Source organism: Treponema sp. UBA3813, assembly GCA_002368605.1.
GTDB lineage: Bacteria > Spirochaetota > Spirochaetia > Treponematales > Treponemataceae > Treponema_D.
On sequence record DFEB01000051.1, the window covers coordinates 1 to 14866 of the forward strand.

General features: G+C 42.3%; 15 protein-coding genes and 4 tRNA genes. 7 read left to right on the forward strand and 12 right to left on the reverse strand.

The genetic code is table 11. From position 1 onward, the window contains the following. From B2089_RS08605 to B2089_RS08635, 7 genes are all read left to right on the forward strand, one after another. The coding region (locus B2089_RS08605; protein ID WP_296686792.1) for a hypothetical protein at positions 1 to 240 on the forward strand (240 nt) is incomplete at its 5' end. A gap of 335 nt (positions 241 to 575) precedes the next feature. After that, positions 576 to 1805: an ATP-binding protein gene (locus B2089_RS08610; RefSeq protein ID WP_296322648.1), complete on the forward strand. Its 1230-nt coding sequence runs from the start codon at positions 576 to 578 to the stop codon at positions 1803 to 1805. A gap of 43 nt (positions 1806 to 1848) precedes the next feature. After that, positions 1849 to 2760, forward strand: a complete 912-nt coding sequence (locus B2089_RS08615) for a hypothetical protein (protein ID WP_296322651.1) — start codon at positions 1849 to 1851, stop codon at positions 2758 to 2760. A 98-nt stretch (positions 2761 to 2858) separates the two neighbouring features. After that, complete coding sequence (locus tag B2089_RS08620) at positions 2859 to 3623, forward strand: basic amino acid ABC transporter substrate-binding protein (protein WP_296322654.1); 765 nt, start codon at positions 2859 to 2861, stop codon at positions 3621 to 3623. 24 nt (positions 3624 to 3647) lie between these two features. Then, complete coding sequence (locus B2089_RS08625; protein WP_296322657.1) at positions 3648 to 4322, forward strand: amino acid ABC transporter permease; 675 nt, start codon at positions 3648 to 3650, stop codon at positions 4320 to 4322. Then, on the forward strand, positions 4306 to 5031 hold the full coding sequence (locus tag B2089_RS08630; RefSeq protein WP_296322662.1) for an amino acid ABC transporter ATP-binding protein: 726 nt from the start codon (positions 4306 to 4308) through the stop codon (positions 5029 to 5031). Before B2089_RS08625 ends, B2089_RS08630 begins: the two co-directional genes overlap by 17 nt. Positions 5032 to 5084: 53 nt before the next feature. After that, positions 5085 to 6437, forward strand: coding sequence for an aminopeptidase (locus tag B2089_RS08635; RefSeq protein ID WP_296322665.1), 1353 nt, complete (start codon positions 5085 to 5087; stop codon positions 6435 to 6437). Between the two features lie 27 nt (positions 6438 to 6464). On the opposite strand, the gene B2089_RS08640 is transcribed toward B2089_RS08635, so the two are convergent. The 12 genes from B2089_RS08640 to B2089_RS08695 all read right to left on the reverse strand — a co-directional run bounded on the left by B2089_RS08640 (position 6465) and on the right by B2089_RS08695 (position 14866). Beyond that, positions 6465 to 7055, reverse strand: coding sequence for a hypothetical protein (locus B2089_RS08640; RefSeq protein WP_296322670.1), 591 nt, complete (start codon positions 7053 to 7055; stop codon positions 6465 to 6467). A 9-nt stretch (positions 7056 to 7064) separates the two neighbouring features. Next, the gene (locus B2089_RS08645) at positions 7065 to 7358 is read right to left on the reverse strand and encodes an STAS domain-containing protein (protein ID WP_296322673.1); all 294 of its coding nucleotides are present in this window, start codon (positions 7356 to 7358) and stop codon (positions 7065 to 7067) included. Positions 7359 to 7371: 13 nt separating this feature from the next. Further along, positions 7372 to 8976: a SpoIIE family protein phosphatase gene (locus B2089_RS08650; protein ID WP_296322676.1), complete on the reverse strand. Its 1605-nt coding sequence runs from the start codon at positions 8974 to 8976 to the stop codon at positions 7372 to 7374. 40 nt (positions 8977 to 9016) lie between these two features. Continuing rightward, on the reverse strand, positions 9017 to 9577 hold the full coding sequence (locus B2089_RS08655) for an NUDIX hydrolase (protein ID WP_296322679.1): 561 nt from the start codon (positions 9575 to 9577) through the stop codon (positions 9017 to 9019). A gap of 1 nt (position 9578) precedes the next feature. Continuing rightward, on the reverse strand, positions 9579 to 10964 hold the full coding sequence (locus B2089_RS08660; protein ID WP_296322682.1) for a hypothetical protein: 1386 nt from the start codon (positions 10962 to 10964) through the stop codon (positions 9579 to 9581). Between the two features lie 44 nt (positions 10965 to 11008). Then, positions 11009 to 12271, reverse strand: a complete 1263-nt coding sequence (gene clpX / locus B2089_RS08665) for an ATP-dependent Clp protease ATP-binding subunit ClpX (RefSeq protein ID WP_414717869.1) — start codon at positions 12269 to 12271, stop codon at positions 11009 to 11011. Continuing rightward, positions 12268 to 12879, reverse strand: a complete 612-nt coding sequence (gene clpP, locus B2089_RS08670) for an ATP-dependent Clp endopeptidase proteolytic subunit ClpP (RefSeq protein ID WP_296322688.1) — start codon at positions 12877 to 12879, stop codon at positions 12268 to 12270. Before clpP ends, clpX begins: the two co-directional genes overlap by 4 nt. Positions 12880 to 13000: 121 nt before the next feature. After that, complete coding sequence (gene tig, locus B2089_RS08675; RefSeq protein WP_296322691.1) at positions 13001 to 14359, reverse strand: trigger factor; 1359 nt, start codon at positions 14357 to 14359, stop codon at positions 13001 to 13003. A gap of 68 nt (positions 14360 to 14427) precedes the next feature. Continuing rightward, a tRNA-Gly gene (locus B2089_RS08680) sits at positions 14428 to 14499 on the reverse strand. A 62-nt stretch (positions 14500 to 14561) separates the two neighbouring features. Then, a tRNA-Gly gene (locus tag B2089_RS08685) sits at positions 14562 to 14633 on the reverse strand. A gap of 11 nt (positions 14634 to 14644) precedes the next feature. After that, positions 14645 to 14724: transfer RNA gene (locus tag B2089_RS08690), tRNA-Leu, on the reverse strand. Positions 14725 to 14794: 70 nt separating this feature from the next. Next, positions 14795 to 14866 (reverse strand) — tRNA-Lys (locus B2089_RS08695).

A 14866-nucleotide genomic window follows, 5' to 3' on the forward strand; every position in this document is an offset into this window, starting at 1 on the left:
AAACAAGCGGATTCTTGTGCCGGAAAATATTTGAATCAAGATATAGTTATCGAAGTTGGGCAACAGTATGGAAAATACTTAAATACTTCAAGATTAAACCTCATAAGCGAACAATCTCAGGTTTCCGTTCCTGTTGCGCTTGGAATGTTGCAACATTTTGGTTTGTTAGACTGGCGACAATTTGCAAAATATAAAGAACATGTGAAAAATCATATTCCTCAAGAATTAATCAGGGGATAAAAATTGCAAGCCGATTACCTCTCCCGAAAGCCTTCCTTAAGAAATATGATGAAATTATGGATATGTTGGTTGCAAAATAAGCTTAAAATCGACACACGAAAAAGAATGATTAAAAACTGAATATCCTTCAAAAACTGCATTATTTTCTCTGAAAAACTTCACCCTGCGTCATTTAAAGAATTGATGAGGAAGAGTGAATTAGAGCTAATGTCTATGAGTGGTTACTGACAGATTCTTTTTTCTAAATTCTGACAAAACATTTACTCCCACTAAAAATATCTCTTTACTCTCACTAAATGCTTGCTTTTACTGTCACTAAATACTACAATAAAACTATGATAGACATAGAATTAATCTTGAATACATCAGAACGGCAAAAAAAAGAAATCCTTGATTCTGATAAAAGGCTTTCTGTTCCTCGTATCTCTGCGGCTATCGAACCTTCTTTACCGCAGTTTGCGCGGATTATAACGGGAATCCGCCGTTCTGGAAAAAGCACTTTTGTGAATCAGGATTTTTTGAAAGATGGCGAAAATGCCTTCTATCTGAATTTTGACGATCCTGCCCTCTATGGCTTTTCTTCGGCTGATTTTACGATTCTTGAAGAAGCTATCGGGCGTTTTCAAAAAGCAAATGATGGCACAAAATCAGTTTATTTTGATGAGATTCAGGTTGTGGAAGGCTGGGAAGTTTTTGTAAATGCTCAGCTCAGAAAGAAGAATCTTGTCACGGTGACAGGTTCAAACGCATCTCTTTTAAGTTCTGAGCTTGGAAGCCGTCTTACCGGGCGGCATCTGGATTACGAACTTTTTCCTTTCAGTTTTGAGGAATTTTGCCTTTTAAAAAAGTGTAAGAAGAATGTAAAAACTTTTTCTGATTTTCTAAAATACGGCGGCTTTCCCGAATATCTTATTTACAATCGTCCAGAAATCTTAAAGAGGCTTTTTGAAGATATATTGATGCGAGATGTTGTTGTTCGCTATGGAATAAAAGATGTCCGCTCCATAAAACTTCTGTCGCTTTATCTTGCTTCAAACTGCGGAAATCTCATTAGCGGTTCAAAACTTTCTGCCCAGCTGGGATTAAAGACTACGGCTACGATTCTTGAATATCTTTCTTTTTTTGAGCAGTGCTATCTTTTCTTTTTTGTACCCAAATTCAATTATTCAGCAAAGGCTCAAACTGTAAATCCCAAAAAAGTTTATTGCATTGACACGGGAATGGTTCAGAATGTGACCCTTTCAATAAATCAAGATTTTGGACGCATGTTTGAGAATGCCGTTTTTATAGAACTTCGACGACGCACGAAAAACATTTGGTATTATTCAGAAGCAGCCTTTGAATGTGATTTTCTGTACGGAAAAGATTCTGTGCCGGAAAATGCAGTTCAAGTCTGCTATGAACTTACCAGTGAAAACAAAGAGCGTGAGGTGAGGGGGCTTGTAGAAACCTGCAAAAAATTCCCCGGAGTAAAGCCTCTCCTTTTGACCTTGAATCAGAAAGACAAGATTTCATACGACGGAATGATTGTTGATGTTGTGCCGGCAGTTGAGTTCTTTAAATGAGCAAGGTGAGATAAAAATGCCCCGCGACGCGAGCTTGAAGACTATGACTGAAGCGCATTTTCATCTTCCAGGCCTCTTCGAGTTTTTTGACTTCTACAAAATCTTCCTTCCTCTTTACAACGCCCACCGTGACTGGTTCTATCCCTGGGGACACATCGCTTCGATTTACGGTTCCCCGACTGGCTGCATTTGGGCTGGCGGCCGTATCGAAAGGAGCGGAATTTGTGAAAAAAAGGGCTTGGAGGAGGTGAGGGATTTTCTTTCATCTTTTGGCATTTCTTCCCGGCTCACTTTCAGCAATTCCCAGCTTACAAAAGAGCATCTGGCGGACAAAAAGTGCAATTTGGCTTGCGAGATTTTTGAAAAGGGCGGGGGAGTGAAAAACGGCGTAATCCTTCATTCAGATTTGCTCTTGGATCATCTGAAGGCGACTTATCCTGATTTTTACTTTGTCTCTTCCACCACCAAGGTGCTCACGGATTTTGAAGATTTTAGAAATGAATTGAAGCGAGAGGATTTTTCTTATGTGGTGCCGGACTTCCGCCTGAACAAGGATTTTAAAAATCTTAACTCCCTCAGTCAAAGTCAAAAAGACAAGGTGGAATTTCTCTGTAATGAGTGCTGCTGGACTGGCTGCAGGGAGCGAAAAAACTGCTATAAGAGCGTAAGCCGGGAAGTGCTTGGATTGGAAAGTGCCACTGTCCATGTCTGCAAGGCTCCTGGCGGAAAGGAGGGCTACCGTTTCTCCAAGGCCATGAAAAATCCTCCTTTTATCAGCATCAGCGACATTCAAGAAACCTACCTTCCGGCTGGATTTTCTAACTTTAAGATTGAGGGCCGTTCCCTGGGCAGCGCGCTTTTGCTTGAGTTTCTTCTATACTATTTGACTAAGCCTGAATTTCACATTCATCTTCGGGAAGAACTTTACTTGGACAATACTCTGGATTTGTTTTAGTCGTTTTGACAAGGCTTTTTTTCTAATGCCCTGTGTGTAAAATGCCGTGTTGAGGAAAGTTTCAATGCGTGATAAAATGGGTTTTGAGGTTTTTTAAAATGAAGAAAATTCTTTTTGCTATTGTTTCATTGGCCACATTATTTTTTGCGTCATGCTCAAAGAATGATAAGGTCGTAAAAATGGGAACTAATGCCGCATTCCCGCCTTTTGAATATACCGAAGGAAATGAAATCGTTGGTTTTGATGTCACTGTCGGTAATCTCATTGCCCGCGACTACGGCAAGGAACTTAAAATCGTTGACATGAGCTTTGACGGTCTTATCGCAGCCTTGCAGGCAGGTTCTATCGATTTTATCGCAGCCGGCATGACCGCAACCGAAGAGCGTCGCAAGAATGTCGATTTCTCCGAAGCCTATTATTCTTCAAAGCAGGTTATTATCGTCCGTAACGATGACTCTTCTGTCCTTACGGTAAAAGATTTGGTCGGCAAGTCTATCGGCGTTCAGTCTGGAACCACAGGCGAGATTTACGCTACTGAAGAAGTCGAAAAATCAAGCGTAAAATCTTTCAAAACAGGAATCGACGCGTCTCTTGCCCTTAAAAACGGAGCCATTGACACAATTATCCTTGACGAGCTTCCTGCAAAAGAAATAGTCCGCCGCAATCCAGAACTTAAAATCGTTGATGATGATTTCTTCACTGACGAATATGCCATTGCGGTCAAAAAGGGCAACACAGAGCTTTTGAATTCTATCAACAAAACGATTCAAACGATGAAAGAAAACGGCTCTTACCAGAAACTCCTTGATGCCTTCATGCCTGTTGACGGTCAGATTCGAGTCCTTTCTGCAAGCGATTTGTAATCACTTTTTGTAATTTTTATTTTTATGTTCCAGTCTTTTTTTGATGTCATGATTAGCCACGGCCGCTGGAAGCTTATTCCTGCCGGTCTTGGCACTACTCTTTTGATTGCCTTCTGTGCGATTCTTATCGGCTCAATTTTGGGCTGCATTTTCGCGCTCTTTAAGCTTTCAGAAAAAAAATCTTTGCGGGCAATTGCCGAAATCTACACCACGATTATCCGCGGTATTCCTATGGCAACCCAGCTGATGATTTTCTATTTCGTCGTTTTCTCCCCTTTGGGAATGAGCAATGCCCTTTTGGTGGCCATAATTGCCTTTGGAATCAATTCTGGCGCCTACTGTACAGAGATTTTCCGCGCGGGAATTTTGGGTGTTGACCGGGGGCAAATGGAAGCAGGCCGCTCCCTGGGCCTTTCATGGTCTCAGACTCTTGTAAAAATCATTTTGCCCCAGGCCTTTAAGACCATGCTCCCCACTTACACCAGTGAATTTATCACCCTTATCAAAGAGACTTCTGTGGCCAGTTTCATCGCGGTCGTGGATTTGCAGAAAACCTGCGACAATATCCGTAACGCGACTTACAATGCATGGATTCCTCTCCTTTCTTGTGCCATCATTTATCTTTGTCTCACCGTGGGGCTAACAAAATTCTTCGCTTTCTGCGAAAAAAGGATGTCAAAAAGTGATAGAAGTAAATAATCTGGACATTTCATTCGGAAAACTCCACATCTTAAAAGGAATCTCAACAAAAATCGAAAAAGGCGAAAAGGTCGTCATCATCGGCCCCAGTGGCTCAGGAAAATCGACTTTTTTGCGCTGTCTTAATGGCCTTGAAATTCCTACGCCCGGCTCTTCCATTCTTTTTGAGGGACAGAGCGTTACCGACAAAAAATCTGACATCAACAAAATCCGCCAGAAGATGAACATGGTATTCCAGCATTTTAATCTTTTCCCTCATCTTACGATTTTGCAGAACATTACCTTAGCCCCGCTCACGCTAAAATTGCAGACGAAAGAGGAAGCCGAAAAACTTGCCCTTGAGCTTCTTGAAAGAATCGGGCTTGCAGACAAAGCCAATGCCTATCCATCGGCTTTAAGCGGCGGGCAGAAGCAGCGTGTGGCAATCGTCCGCTCCCTTGCCATGAAGCCGGATGTGATTCTCTTTGACGAGCCTACCAGTGCCCTTGATCCTGAGATGGTTGGGGAAGTTCTCCAGCTGATGAAGGATCTTGCCAATCAGGGCTTAACCATGATCGTGGTCACCCATGAGATGGGCTTTGCCCGTGAAGTTGCCAGCCGGATTCTTTTTATGAATGCAGGTGTTATCGAAGAAGAGGGAAGCCCTGAGGAAATTTTTGATAATCCGAAGAGTCCCCGGCTCAAACAGTTTTTGAATGCTGTTCTATAGCAAACTAAAATCCAGCTGTTTTCTTTATTTTTGATTTGAGCTATACTTTTCTCATGAAAAACGAATCTCTCATTACTGATTACAAATCATTTTTGGATAATGGAAAGACTGAGCGCGAATGTGTCGCCCAGTTGATTTCCTGGGCAGAAAAAGCTGGTTTTAAGGACGCTTACAAATGCGATTCCCTCAAAGCCGGGGACAAGGTCTATGTTCAGAAGATGAACAAGGCAATCGCACTTTTTGTACTTGGAAGCGAGCCCATCGAAAAGGGAATGAACATCCTCGGTGCCCACATCGATTCTCCCCGCCTTGATGTTAAGCAAAATCCCCTCTACGAAAAGGATTTTCTTGTTTATCTCAACACCCATTATTACGGCGGAATCAAAAAATATCAGTGGGTCACCCTTCCTCTAGCTATTCATGGTGTCGTCTGCAAAAAAGACGGCTCTGTCGTCAATGTCTGCATTGGTGAAAGCGAAACGGATCCTGTTTTCTGTATTTCTGATATTTTACCGCATCTAGCGCAAAAACAAATGAAAGAGAGTGCCAGCGACTTCATTCCCGGTGAGAGCCTTGACTTGATTCTCGGAAGTTCAGAGCCTTCAAAAGATGAAGACGAAAATCCAAGTAATAAAAAAGATAAAATTACTGCCAAAAAAGCAATTCTTTCTATTCTCAAAGAAAAATACGGAATTGAAGAGGCAGATTTTGGCTCAGCCGAGCTTGAAATCGTCCCAGCCGGAAAATCCCGCGATTTGGGCTTTGACCGCTCCCTTATCTTGGGCTATGGCCAGGACGACCGAAGCTGCGCCTACACCTCAGCCCGCGCCTTAATCGAAAGCAAGGCCGGAAGCCGCACGAACTGCTGTCTCTGTGTCGATAAAGAAGAAATCGGCTCTGTGGGAGCTACGGGCATGGGAAGTCATTTCTTTGAGAACGCCCTTGCCGAAGTCATTGCCCGCTTGAGCGAAGGCTATTCTGACCTTGCCCTCCGCCGCTGCCTTGCCGCCTGCAACATGCTCTCAAGCGATGTGAACGCGGCCTACGACCCCATGAATGGCGATTTGTTCGACCGCGCCAACGCAAGTTTCCTTAACGGCGGAATTGTCTTCAATAAATACACTGGAAGCAGGGGAAAGAGCGGGGCAAGCGACGCAAACCCTGAATTCATCGCCCGCCTGCGAAATTTGCTTGATGGAGCAAAAGTAAAGTATCAGATGGCTGAGCTTGGAAAAGTCGACCAGGGGGGTGGCGGAACGATTGCCTACCTTGCCGCAAAATACGGAATGAATGTGCTGGACGCAGGCGTTTCGGTGCTTTCAATGCACGCCCCCTGGGAAATCACTGCCAGGGAAGACATTGAGCAGGCCTTTAACGCCTACAAAGCCTTCCTTACGCTGGCATAGAAAAAAGGGGATGGCCAATAAATTCAATCAGAAAGATTTTTTTACAATAATTTCGACTTTCTTGCCTTGCACGCCGACAAGAACATCATCTGCAATGTTCGCAATGATTGATTTTTCAAGCTCATCCCATCTTTCGTCTTTTTGGGTGTTTGCCTTTTGCTTGTAGCTGTTCAGTGACCATGCCAAATCCATGCCAATGCTGACAGGATTAATCATACCGTTTTCATAGAAAGGCGTTGAGTAAGTTGCATTTTCTTCATAGTCAATCAGCATAAATTCCGCCGCAAGTTTGATTTTTGACATTATTCCGATTGCCGCTGAATTTTTTCCTGTTGAAGAAACTGCCAGCAATTTTTCCCGACGCTCAGCTGTCATTGATTCATTTGGCGTGAGAACTGTGTGAAGTGAAAAAACTTTCTCTTCGCTTTCAATCCAAAATTTTCCTTTACTGAAGGAAAGCAGTTCTGGAAGCATTTCAACTAATTCTTCTGCAAGAAGACGAAGCCTTCCCGTCTGTTTCTTGTCCAGATTTGAATATGCGGCAGTCTTTTCAGTTTCATCGAGCAAAAGCGAAAGCGAAGCATTTCCTTCTTCAAGAGTACAAATGTTTGATTTCATAGATTGCCCCTATTTAATATTTAGAATGTCTTTGAATCCTGTTACATCGAAAATATCAAGTACAGTATCGTTTACATTTGTAATTACAATGCCAGCTTTTTTTGCATAGTTTTTGTGGGTAGAAAGAAGAAGACGCAAGCCAGCTGATGAAATGTACTCAAGTTTTGAGAAATCAAACTCAAGAGAATCTGCATTTGTAATTTCTCCAATCTCTTTTTCAAGTTGCGGGGAAGTGAGCGTGTCCAATCTTCCTTCTACTGTGAGAATCACTGTAGAGCCGTTTTGATTTTTTGTAACTGTCATAAAAACTCCTTATTTAGTTATTTTTCCATTCAAATTGAAGCATAGTTATATCATCGAATTGTTCAACTTCTCCTGCGAACTCATCGATTTTGTTTCGAATGCTTTTGATAGTATCTGGCGCATTCATTTCAGATGTTTCTTTTATTGCACTTAAAAGCCTTTCTTCTTCAAAAAGCTCCCTGTTTTGATTTGTGGCCTCAGTTACGCCATCAGTATAGATAAAAATTCGGTCGCCTTTAGAAAGTTTTATAGACTCTTCATGATACTTAAAATTTTCTATTCCACCGAGAAAAATATTTGGTTTGACCTTAATATAGTCGAATTTATTATCGTGGTATAAGATAGGATGAGTGTGGCCTGCGTTTACGAAATGAAGTTCTCCCGTACTGAATGTAAAAATTCCAAGCCAACAGGTAACAAAAAGTCCGGAGTCGTTTCCTTTGCATAGCTGATTGTTTGCCCTGTTAAAAATTTCTGCTGGACTAAGCTTGAGATAGGCATAGAAATCGAGAAGAACCTTACACTTTCCCATAAAGAGTGCGGCAGGTACTCCTTTGCCAGAAACATCTCCAACTGTAATCATGAGATGATCTTCGTCCAAGAGAAGATAATCGTACAAATCTCCGCCTACTTCTTTCGCAGGGGTCATTAATGCAAATAAATCAAAATCCTTTCTCGTCGGGAAGGGAGGGTATTCTTTGGGGAGCATGTCACTTTGGATTTTTGCTGCGACAGAAAGTTCCGTACTGATTCGTTCTTTTTCGGCAGTCATATTTGTGAGTTCGGCAATATTCTTGCAGACATCGTATTCCATTTGATGCACGGAATGAGCCAAAATGCCGATTTCATCATGATTTTTGATTGACAAAAGTGTATCTGATGGTTCTCCACCGTAAGAAGCAAAATGATCTGTTTCTTTTGTGATGAGCGTGAGAGGTTTGATGAAAGCCTTGCTGAAATACATTGTGAAGAGAATAAAGAAGGCGATTCCGAAAAAACACTCTACAAAAACGACAATCCGCATGTACATCCTGCCTGCATTGACAAAATGCTGGATTGATTTTTGTGCTCCGAGAACGGCGATGATTTTTCCCTTTGTGTCATACACAGGAATCATAGCTGTAATGTGAGAGCCACTCCGGGTTTTGAGAGTATGCCGTACGATGCACTCTCCGTTTTCAAAAACTCTTTTTGCCGAAATGTTGTATTCTGGCTCAACATAGTTTTCAGAATAACCTAAAGAAAATTCTTTGAAACGGCTGCCTTCTTTTACGGGATTGTAGATGTAAGTTATGTTTTTATAGTCCGGAGCCTCTACAAAAGAGACATAAATCATGTTTAAGTCGAATTTGTTTACAAAATCTTGTAAAATTTTCTGGACTCTTATGTAATCATCGTCTTTTTCTTTTGTTGCAAGATAATGCTCAAATTTGTCAGGGTTGAGAGTTTCACGCGCCGCTTCAGAAATAGAACGGATATTATTATCATATTGAATGCGAAATTGCTGGTTAAATGCCCGATAAGCCACGAAAGCAATGATAGAACACAAAAGAAATCCAGAAGTTATAACTGCAAGAGAAATACGCTTTGTGATAACAGGAATTTTTCGATTCTTCATATAATAACTAATATAACTCAATTTATTGAAAATCTCAATTTTAACTTTTACTCCAAAGTGCACAATAAGCCTGAGTGCGTGCCGCAAAACGAGCCGCTTTGAGTAAGGCCCTTATTTCTGACTTTGTGTACCAGAAAGCCTCGATTTCCTCAAGTTCGTTGTCGCTTGGTAAGATTTCTCCGCTGGCAGTCCCGATGATGACTTTGTTTTTTTCGTTTGAGAATCCGACAGCGGAATAGCTTTCAAGCCATATATCATCTATGTGCTCAAGCTTTAGCCCGGTTTCTTCCCTTAGTTCCCTTTCTGCTGCTGACGCTGCGTCTTCGCCTTTGTCGATTAAGCCTGCCGGAAAGTTGTAGACCCATTCTCCAGTTGCCATGCGGAATTCGCGGCTCAAAAGAATCTGCTCGTTTGCCTTGTCGTGCATAATCATAACGACAGCATCCACGCGACCGTCATGCAATTGTTCTTCTGAACTGATGTTTTTGTTCCGGCTTATCATTTCGTAGATTTTTGTCTTTCCGCTGGCGGTTTCATAGGTGAGATTGTATCTTGTTATGAATTTTCCTTCGCAAATTTTTTCGATTGACTTGAATTTCATGTTATACTCCGCTGATGGTCTCGTAGAAAACACAGTCGTGCGCACACTTTCCCATGAATGCTCCCTCACAAATCGGCATTTTGCAAAGCATTTGGGCTTCATCGTCTGTGCGGCTTATTCTTTTTCGGATATAGCCTATGTTCTCGAAGTTCGCTTCTTTGCCTTTTTCGAATGCGGCGCAGGTATTTATCCAGACTACATTACAGTCGTCATGGGCGCAAAGGTCAAAAGACTGGCGGAAATCATAGGAACCAGTTGAGAAAGACGGCACGATAATCAGCGTGAGCTTGAAGCAGCGCATGAGTTGCTCCATGTATTTTGTCGTGAGAAAATCCTTACAAATAAGAATTGCGATTCGGCCAATTCCCTCAAAGTGGAAAATATTCACGACAAGGCTTGATAAAATGCCCTCAAGGTAGCCTGTGCCTTCCTGTTCTGCGCGGAAAGGATTCTGCTTGCTCTGGCTGCAGACGATATCGCCGTTTTTGTCGATGATTGTGACTGTGTTCCGTCGTTTTTCCCAGTGGGAGGGCAAGATTATAAGTGAGGGAATGTCTTTTCGTTCTGACTCACTCAGCGCTTTTAATTTTTTGGTGATAAAATCTGCCATTTTGGGATTACCCAGCATTTCCGGGAAGACGATGATGTCGCTCTTGTTTTTTGCTGCAAGCTGGATTTTTTCCCAGACAAGGGCATTTTCTGAGTCAAAGTCACATTCATGATATTTTATTTTGAAATATTGAACCTTGTCTTCATTGTATGGTTGGATTTCAAAATTTCGTTCCAGCCGAAGTGGGGTAGCGGCTATTTTTAAGGATTTCTTTGTGGAAAAATTGGGAAAGAGGTCTTTTTTGAGAAAAAAATGCTTGTCAATCAACTCGCCGAGGATTGAGTTTTCCATTAAAAGCATGTTAAACAGAAAATTATCCATGCGGTTGTAGCTGTGGGCCAGCCTGTGCTTTCGTTCCCATGCGCATGAGCAGCGTGGCAAAAGACCGATTCCTGTAGATTCCCTGTTTGTATTTAAAACAACAGAAAAATCATCTTGCTGAAACTCGGAGATTTTTTTTTGCAGAATAGAGTCTAATGCTTCGTCCAAAATTTGAATAAGACCGACAATCGCAAAATAATCTGCCTCTAGGGCGAGTTCGGAACTAAGCGCATTTAAATTTAGAAAAAAGACATCGTTTAAGTCTGATTCGCTAATGTGACGGATATTTGTGCAATTTTTGTCTGAAAATAAAGCAGGAATCTTTTCGCCTACAATGAGATTGATTCTTTTTTTTTCATCAGAGGATACACAACTGTATTTGACAAAAAAATCCTCCGTGCAGGAAGAAATAACGAGACAACATAATTCTGCGATACTGTTGTAGATATTCTGCATAGTTAAAAAATCCCCGCACATGCGAGGATTTGTATTTCGTGAAATTAGGCTGTTTGCTGTGTAATCAGAAGCTGCTCCAAATTGGGCTTTTCTTTTCCCAGGACAATTTCTTTTGTGACCGTGAGATGTTTTTTGCCCTTGATGCTTGGAGCCTCGTACATCAAATCCATGAGAAGCTTTTCGACGATTGAGCGGAGACCGCGGGCTCCAGTCTTCTGCTTGATTGCCGTCTCTGCGATTTCGTCAAGGGCATCTGCCGTGAAGTCCAAATCCAAGTCATCCATTTCAAATGAGGCCTTGAACTGCTTTGTGATTGCGTTTTTCGGCTCAGTGAGTATTCGTGTCAAATCTGCCTTTGTGAGCTCTTTGAGGGCTACGGAAATTGGCATTCGGCCGATAAGCTCAGGAATGATTCCGAATTTTACCAAATCATCCGGAGTGCACTGATTCAAAAGCTCCATGCGCTCTGTCTCGTCCATTGTGCCTACATTCGAGCCGAAGCCAAGGGAGTGAGAAGCGATTCTCTGCTCAATGATTTTATCTAGCCCGACGAAAGCCCCGCCCAAAATGAAGAGAATGTTCGATGTGTCAATCTGAAGCATTTCCTGATTTGGGTGCTTGCGTCCGCCCTGAGGTGGAACTGAAGCCTGTGTGCCTTCAATGATTTTAAGGAGAGCCTGCTGAACGCCCTCGCCCGATACATCGCGGGTAATAGAAGTGTTCTCGCTCTTGCGGCCGATTTTGTCAATTTCGTCAATGAAGATGATTCCCCGCTCTGCCGCAGGAATGTTTCCGTCGGCGGCGTTAATGAGTTTGAGAAGGACATTTTCAACATCTTCACCGACATAACCTGCCTCTGTGAGGGTAGTTGCGTCAGCGATTGCAAAGGGAACCTTGAGTTTTTCTGCCAGAGTTTTTGCGAGCAAGGTCTTTCCGCTTCCTGTCGGTCCAATCAAAAGGACATTCGACTTTTCGATTTTTACATCGTCGTCAGCCTTAATCGTGTCGAGTTTTGACATTCTCTTGTAGTGGTTGTACACGGCTACGGAAAGGGCTTTTTTAGCATAATCCTGACCGATAACATATTCATCGAGATAAGCCTTAAATTCCTTTGGAGAAGGAACTTCAGTCATATCAATTGGATCAACAGATTTTTCTTTTTGAGCGACAATGCCCTCACAAACTGCAATACATTTGTCACAGATGAAAATATTGTTTGTGGGTGCTGCTACAAGGTGGCGTTTTTCGTCACCGGGTTTGCCACAGAATGAACAATACTGAACATCACTTCTGAATCCACGCATTATTTAGCCTCCGATGCACGAGATGGCATGACTTTATCGACGATTCCATAAGCAAGGGCCTCGTCTGCGCTCATGAAGAAGTCACGCTCCATATCTTTTGCAATTTCGTCTTCTGATTTGCCGCATTTTTCTGCAAGATATTTGATAGAAAGTTTTTTGAGACGCAAGATTTCTTTTGCCTGAACGGCGATGTCGCTTTCCTGCCCCTGAACACCACCCCGCGGCTGGTGAATCATTACCCTGCAAGAGGGAAGGGCAAATCTCTTTCCTTTTGTGCCACCAGCGAGAAGAATCGCGCCCATGCTGGCTGCCTGACCGATACAAATGGTCTGAATGTCGCATTTGACATACTGCATTGCATCGTAAATTGCAAGACCTGCCGTAACGCTTCCACCCGGTGAGTTGATGTAAATGCTGATATCTTTGTCGGGATTTTCAGATTCGAGAAAAAGAATTTGCGCTACAACCAAATCCGCATTCAAATCATTGATTTCGCCGTCAACGAAAATAATGCGGTCTTTTAAAAGCCTTGAATAAATATCGTAGAATCGTTCGCCGTTTCCGCTTCTTTCGATTACGCTTGGCATGTAATTGTTCATTTGTTCGTTCATCTTAAATCCTTTCTATAAATATAATGAATTTTATGCAAAAAATCAAAAAAAAACGGAATGTTCCCGAAGTTTTTAAGAACATTCCGTTTTTTGTTTCGGGCTAGCGCACTTTATTCAAAAACTAGCGGTTAAACAAGTCTTTAAAAGCTACTTTGTCGCCCTTTGAGACCTTGACTTCAGCAAAAATCTCTTTGTAAAGTTTCTGTTCTTTGGCTTCATCGATAAGATATTCCTTAGATCGCGGGTCTGCATAGTGCTGTTTGACTTCGTCGACAGAAATGCCGTTTCCGTCTGCAATTTTCTGATATTCAGCTTCGATTTCTTCCGGTGTAACTGAGATGTTCTTTGATTTCAAAAGTGAATCAACAATAATGCGACTCTTGAGCATTTTCTCCGCATCTCCAGTCCATTCCTTTAGCATATCTTCTTTTTTCTGGCCAGAAGCGGTAATCATGCGGTCAAGTTCTTCGACACTTGTCTGGAACTGCTGAGCCATCATTCTCCAGCGACCATCAAGTTCTGCGTTAAGCATGCTTGCAGGAATCTCAAACGGGTATTTTTCAATAAGCTGTGTGAGCAAGTCATTTGTTTTGATTTCATTGATTTTATTGTTTTTTGCGTTCTCAAGGTTACGCATGATGTCCTTTTTGAGATCGTCGAGAGTCTTGAACTTCTCATTGACATCCTGTGCGAGTTCGTCGTCAAGAGCAGGAAGATTGCGGACTTTAATCTGCTTAACTGTAACAGAGTATTTTTTTGTCTGACCTTTGAGAGATTCGTCCTTTTCGTCCTTGCCGTATTTTTTTGTGATTTCTTTTGACTCGCCTTTTTTGAGGCCAATCAAGTCATCATCAATTTTGTAAACATTCTCGGCTGTTCCGAGGGTAAATGTGAATTCATCTCGTTTTGTTGCGGAGATTTCTTCGCCTTTTTCATCTTTTTCAACGATAGAGATAGTGATGATGTTGTCTTTTTCAGCTTTTTCATCATCTTTTTTATCGATTACGACTGCATTGCGTTCCTGAATGCCTTTGAGTTCTTCGTTGAGTTCTGCTTCTCCTACAGAAACTTGTGGTTCTTTAATCGTGATACCACCGAAATCTTTTACCTCGACTTTCGGGAAAACATCATAAGTGACGGTGTAGACGAAATCTTTTGAAGTGTCAAATTCAGGCATTTTTTCGAGAACGGGCTGTGCGTAAGGAAGCGGGCGATTCTCTGTTTCTTTTTCGTCCGAGAAAATTTCGTTCAAAGATTTGTCGATAAGGTCGCTTGCTGCTTCCATTTTAATCTGCTCGCCATATTTGCGCTCAAGAACTGAAGCTGGAACATGACCCTTTCGGAAGCCCGGAATCTGAACATGTTTTGTGTATTTGCCCAATGTCTCTGAATAGCTGTCTGCGACATCCTTTTTTGCAACCGTAACTGTGAGTTTTGCTGCTGAGTGCTCCAATTTTTCGATTTCTTTGGTAACTTTCACTCTGGTTTCCCCTTAAATCTGAAATAAAAAAAAGCGATTCAGATGAAAATCTAAATCGCTCGCTTTAGAGCGGAAAACGGGATTCGAACCCGCGACATCCACCTTGGCAAGGTGACGCGCTACCACTGCGCTATTTCCGCAAGTAAATTTGCATCTGTTTTATTGCAATAAACTGTTTATAGTGGCAAGACCACCCAGTTAGAGCGGAAAACGGGATTCGAACCCGCGACATCCACCTTGGCAAGGTGACGCGCTACCACTGCGCTATTTCCGCAAAATAAAAAGTGCGAGAGAAGGGACTTGAACCCTTACGCCGAAGCACTAGATCCTAAGTCTAGCGTGTATGCCAATTTCACCACTCTCGCGTGTTAACCGACATGGGCATTAAGCCGTGTTCCGATTCTCTCAAACTTTCGTTCAAACCGAAGTTTGGAATGAGCGACCGGGGGCTCGAACCCCGGACCCACAGATTAAGAGTCTGTTGCTCTACCAACTGAGCTAGTCGCC

Coding starts and splice junctions, on each gene's coding strand:
- B2089_RS08610 (WP_296322648.1), top strand. CDS start 576: ATGATAGACATAGAATTAATCTTGAATACATCAGAACGGCAAAAAAAA.
- B2089_RS08615 (WP_296322651.1), top strand. CDS start 1,849: ATGACTGAAGCGCATTTTCATCTTCCAGGCCTCTTCGAGTTTTTTGAC.
- B2089_RS08620 (WP_296322654.1), top strand. CDS start 2,859: ATGAAGAAAATTCTTTTTGCTATTGTTTCATTGGCCACATTATTTTTT.
- B2089_RS08625 (WP_296322657.1), top strand. CDS start 3,648: ATGTTCCAGTCTTTTTTTGATGTCATGATTAGCCACGGCCGCTGGAAG.
- B2089_RS08635 (WP_296322665.1), top strand. CDS start 5,085: ATGAAAAACGAATCTCTCATTACTGATTACAAATCATTTTTGGATAAT.
- B2089_RS08640 (WP_296322670.1), bottom strand. CDS start 7,055: ATGAAATCAAACATTTGTACTCTTGAAGAAGGAAATGCTTCGCTTTCG.
- B2089_RS08645 (WP_296322673.1), bottom strand. CDS start 7,358: ATGACAGTTACAAAAAATCAAAACGGCTCTACAGTGATTCTCACAGTA.
- B2089_RS08650 (WP_296322676.1), bottom strand. CDS start 8,976: ATGAAGAATCGAAAAATTCCTGTTATCACAAAGCGTATTTCTCTTGCA.
- B2089_RS08655 (WP_296322679.1), bottom strand. CDS start 9,577: ATGAAATTCAAGTCAATCGAAAAAATTTGCGAAGGAAAATTCATAACA.
- B2089_RS08660 (WP_296322682.1), bottom strand. CDS start 10,964: ATGCAGAATATCTACAACAGTATCGCAGAATTATGTTGTCTCGTTATT.
- clpP (WP_296322688.1), bottom strand. CDS start 12,879: ATGAACGAACAAATGAACAATTACATGCCAAGCGTAATCGAAAGAAGC.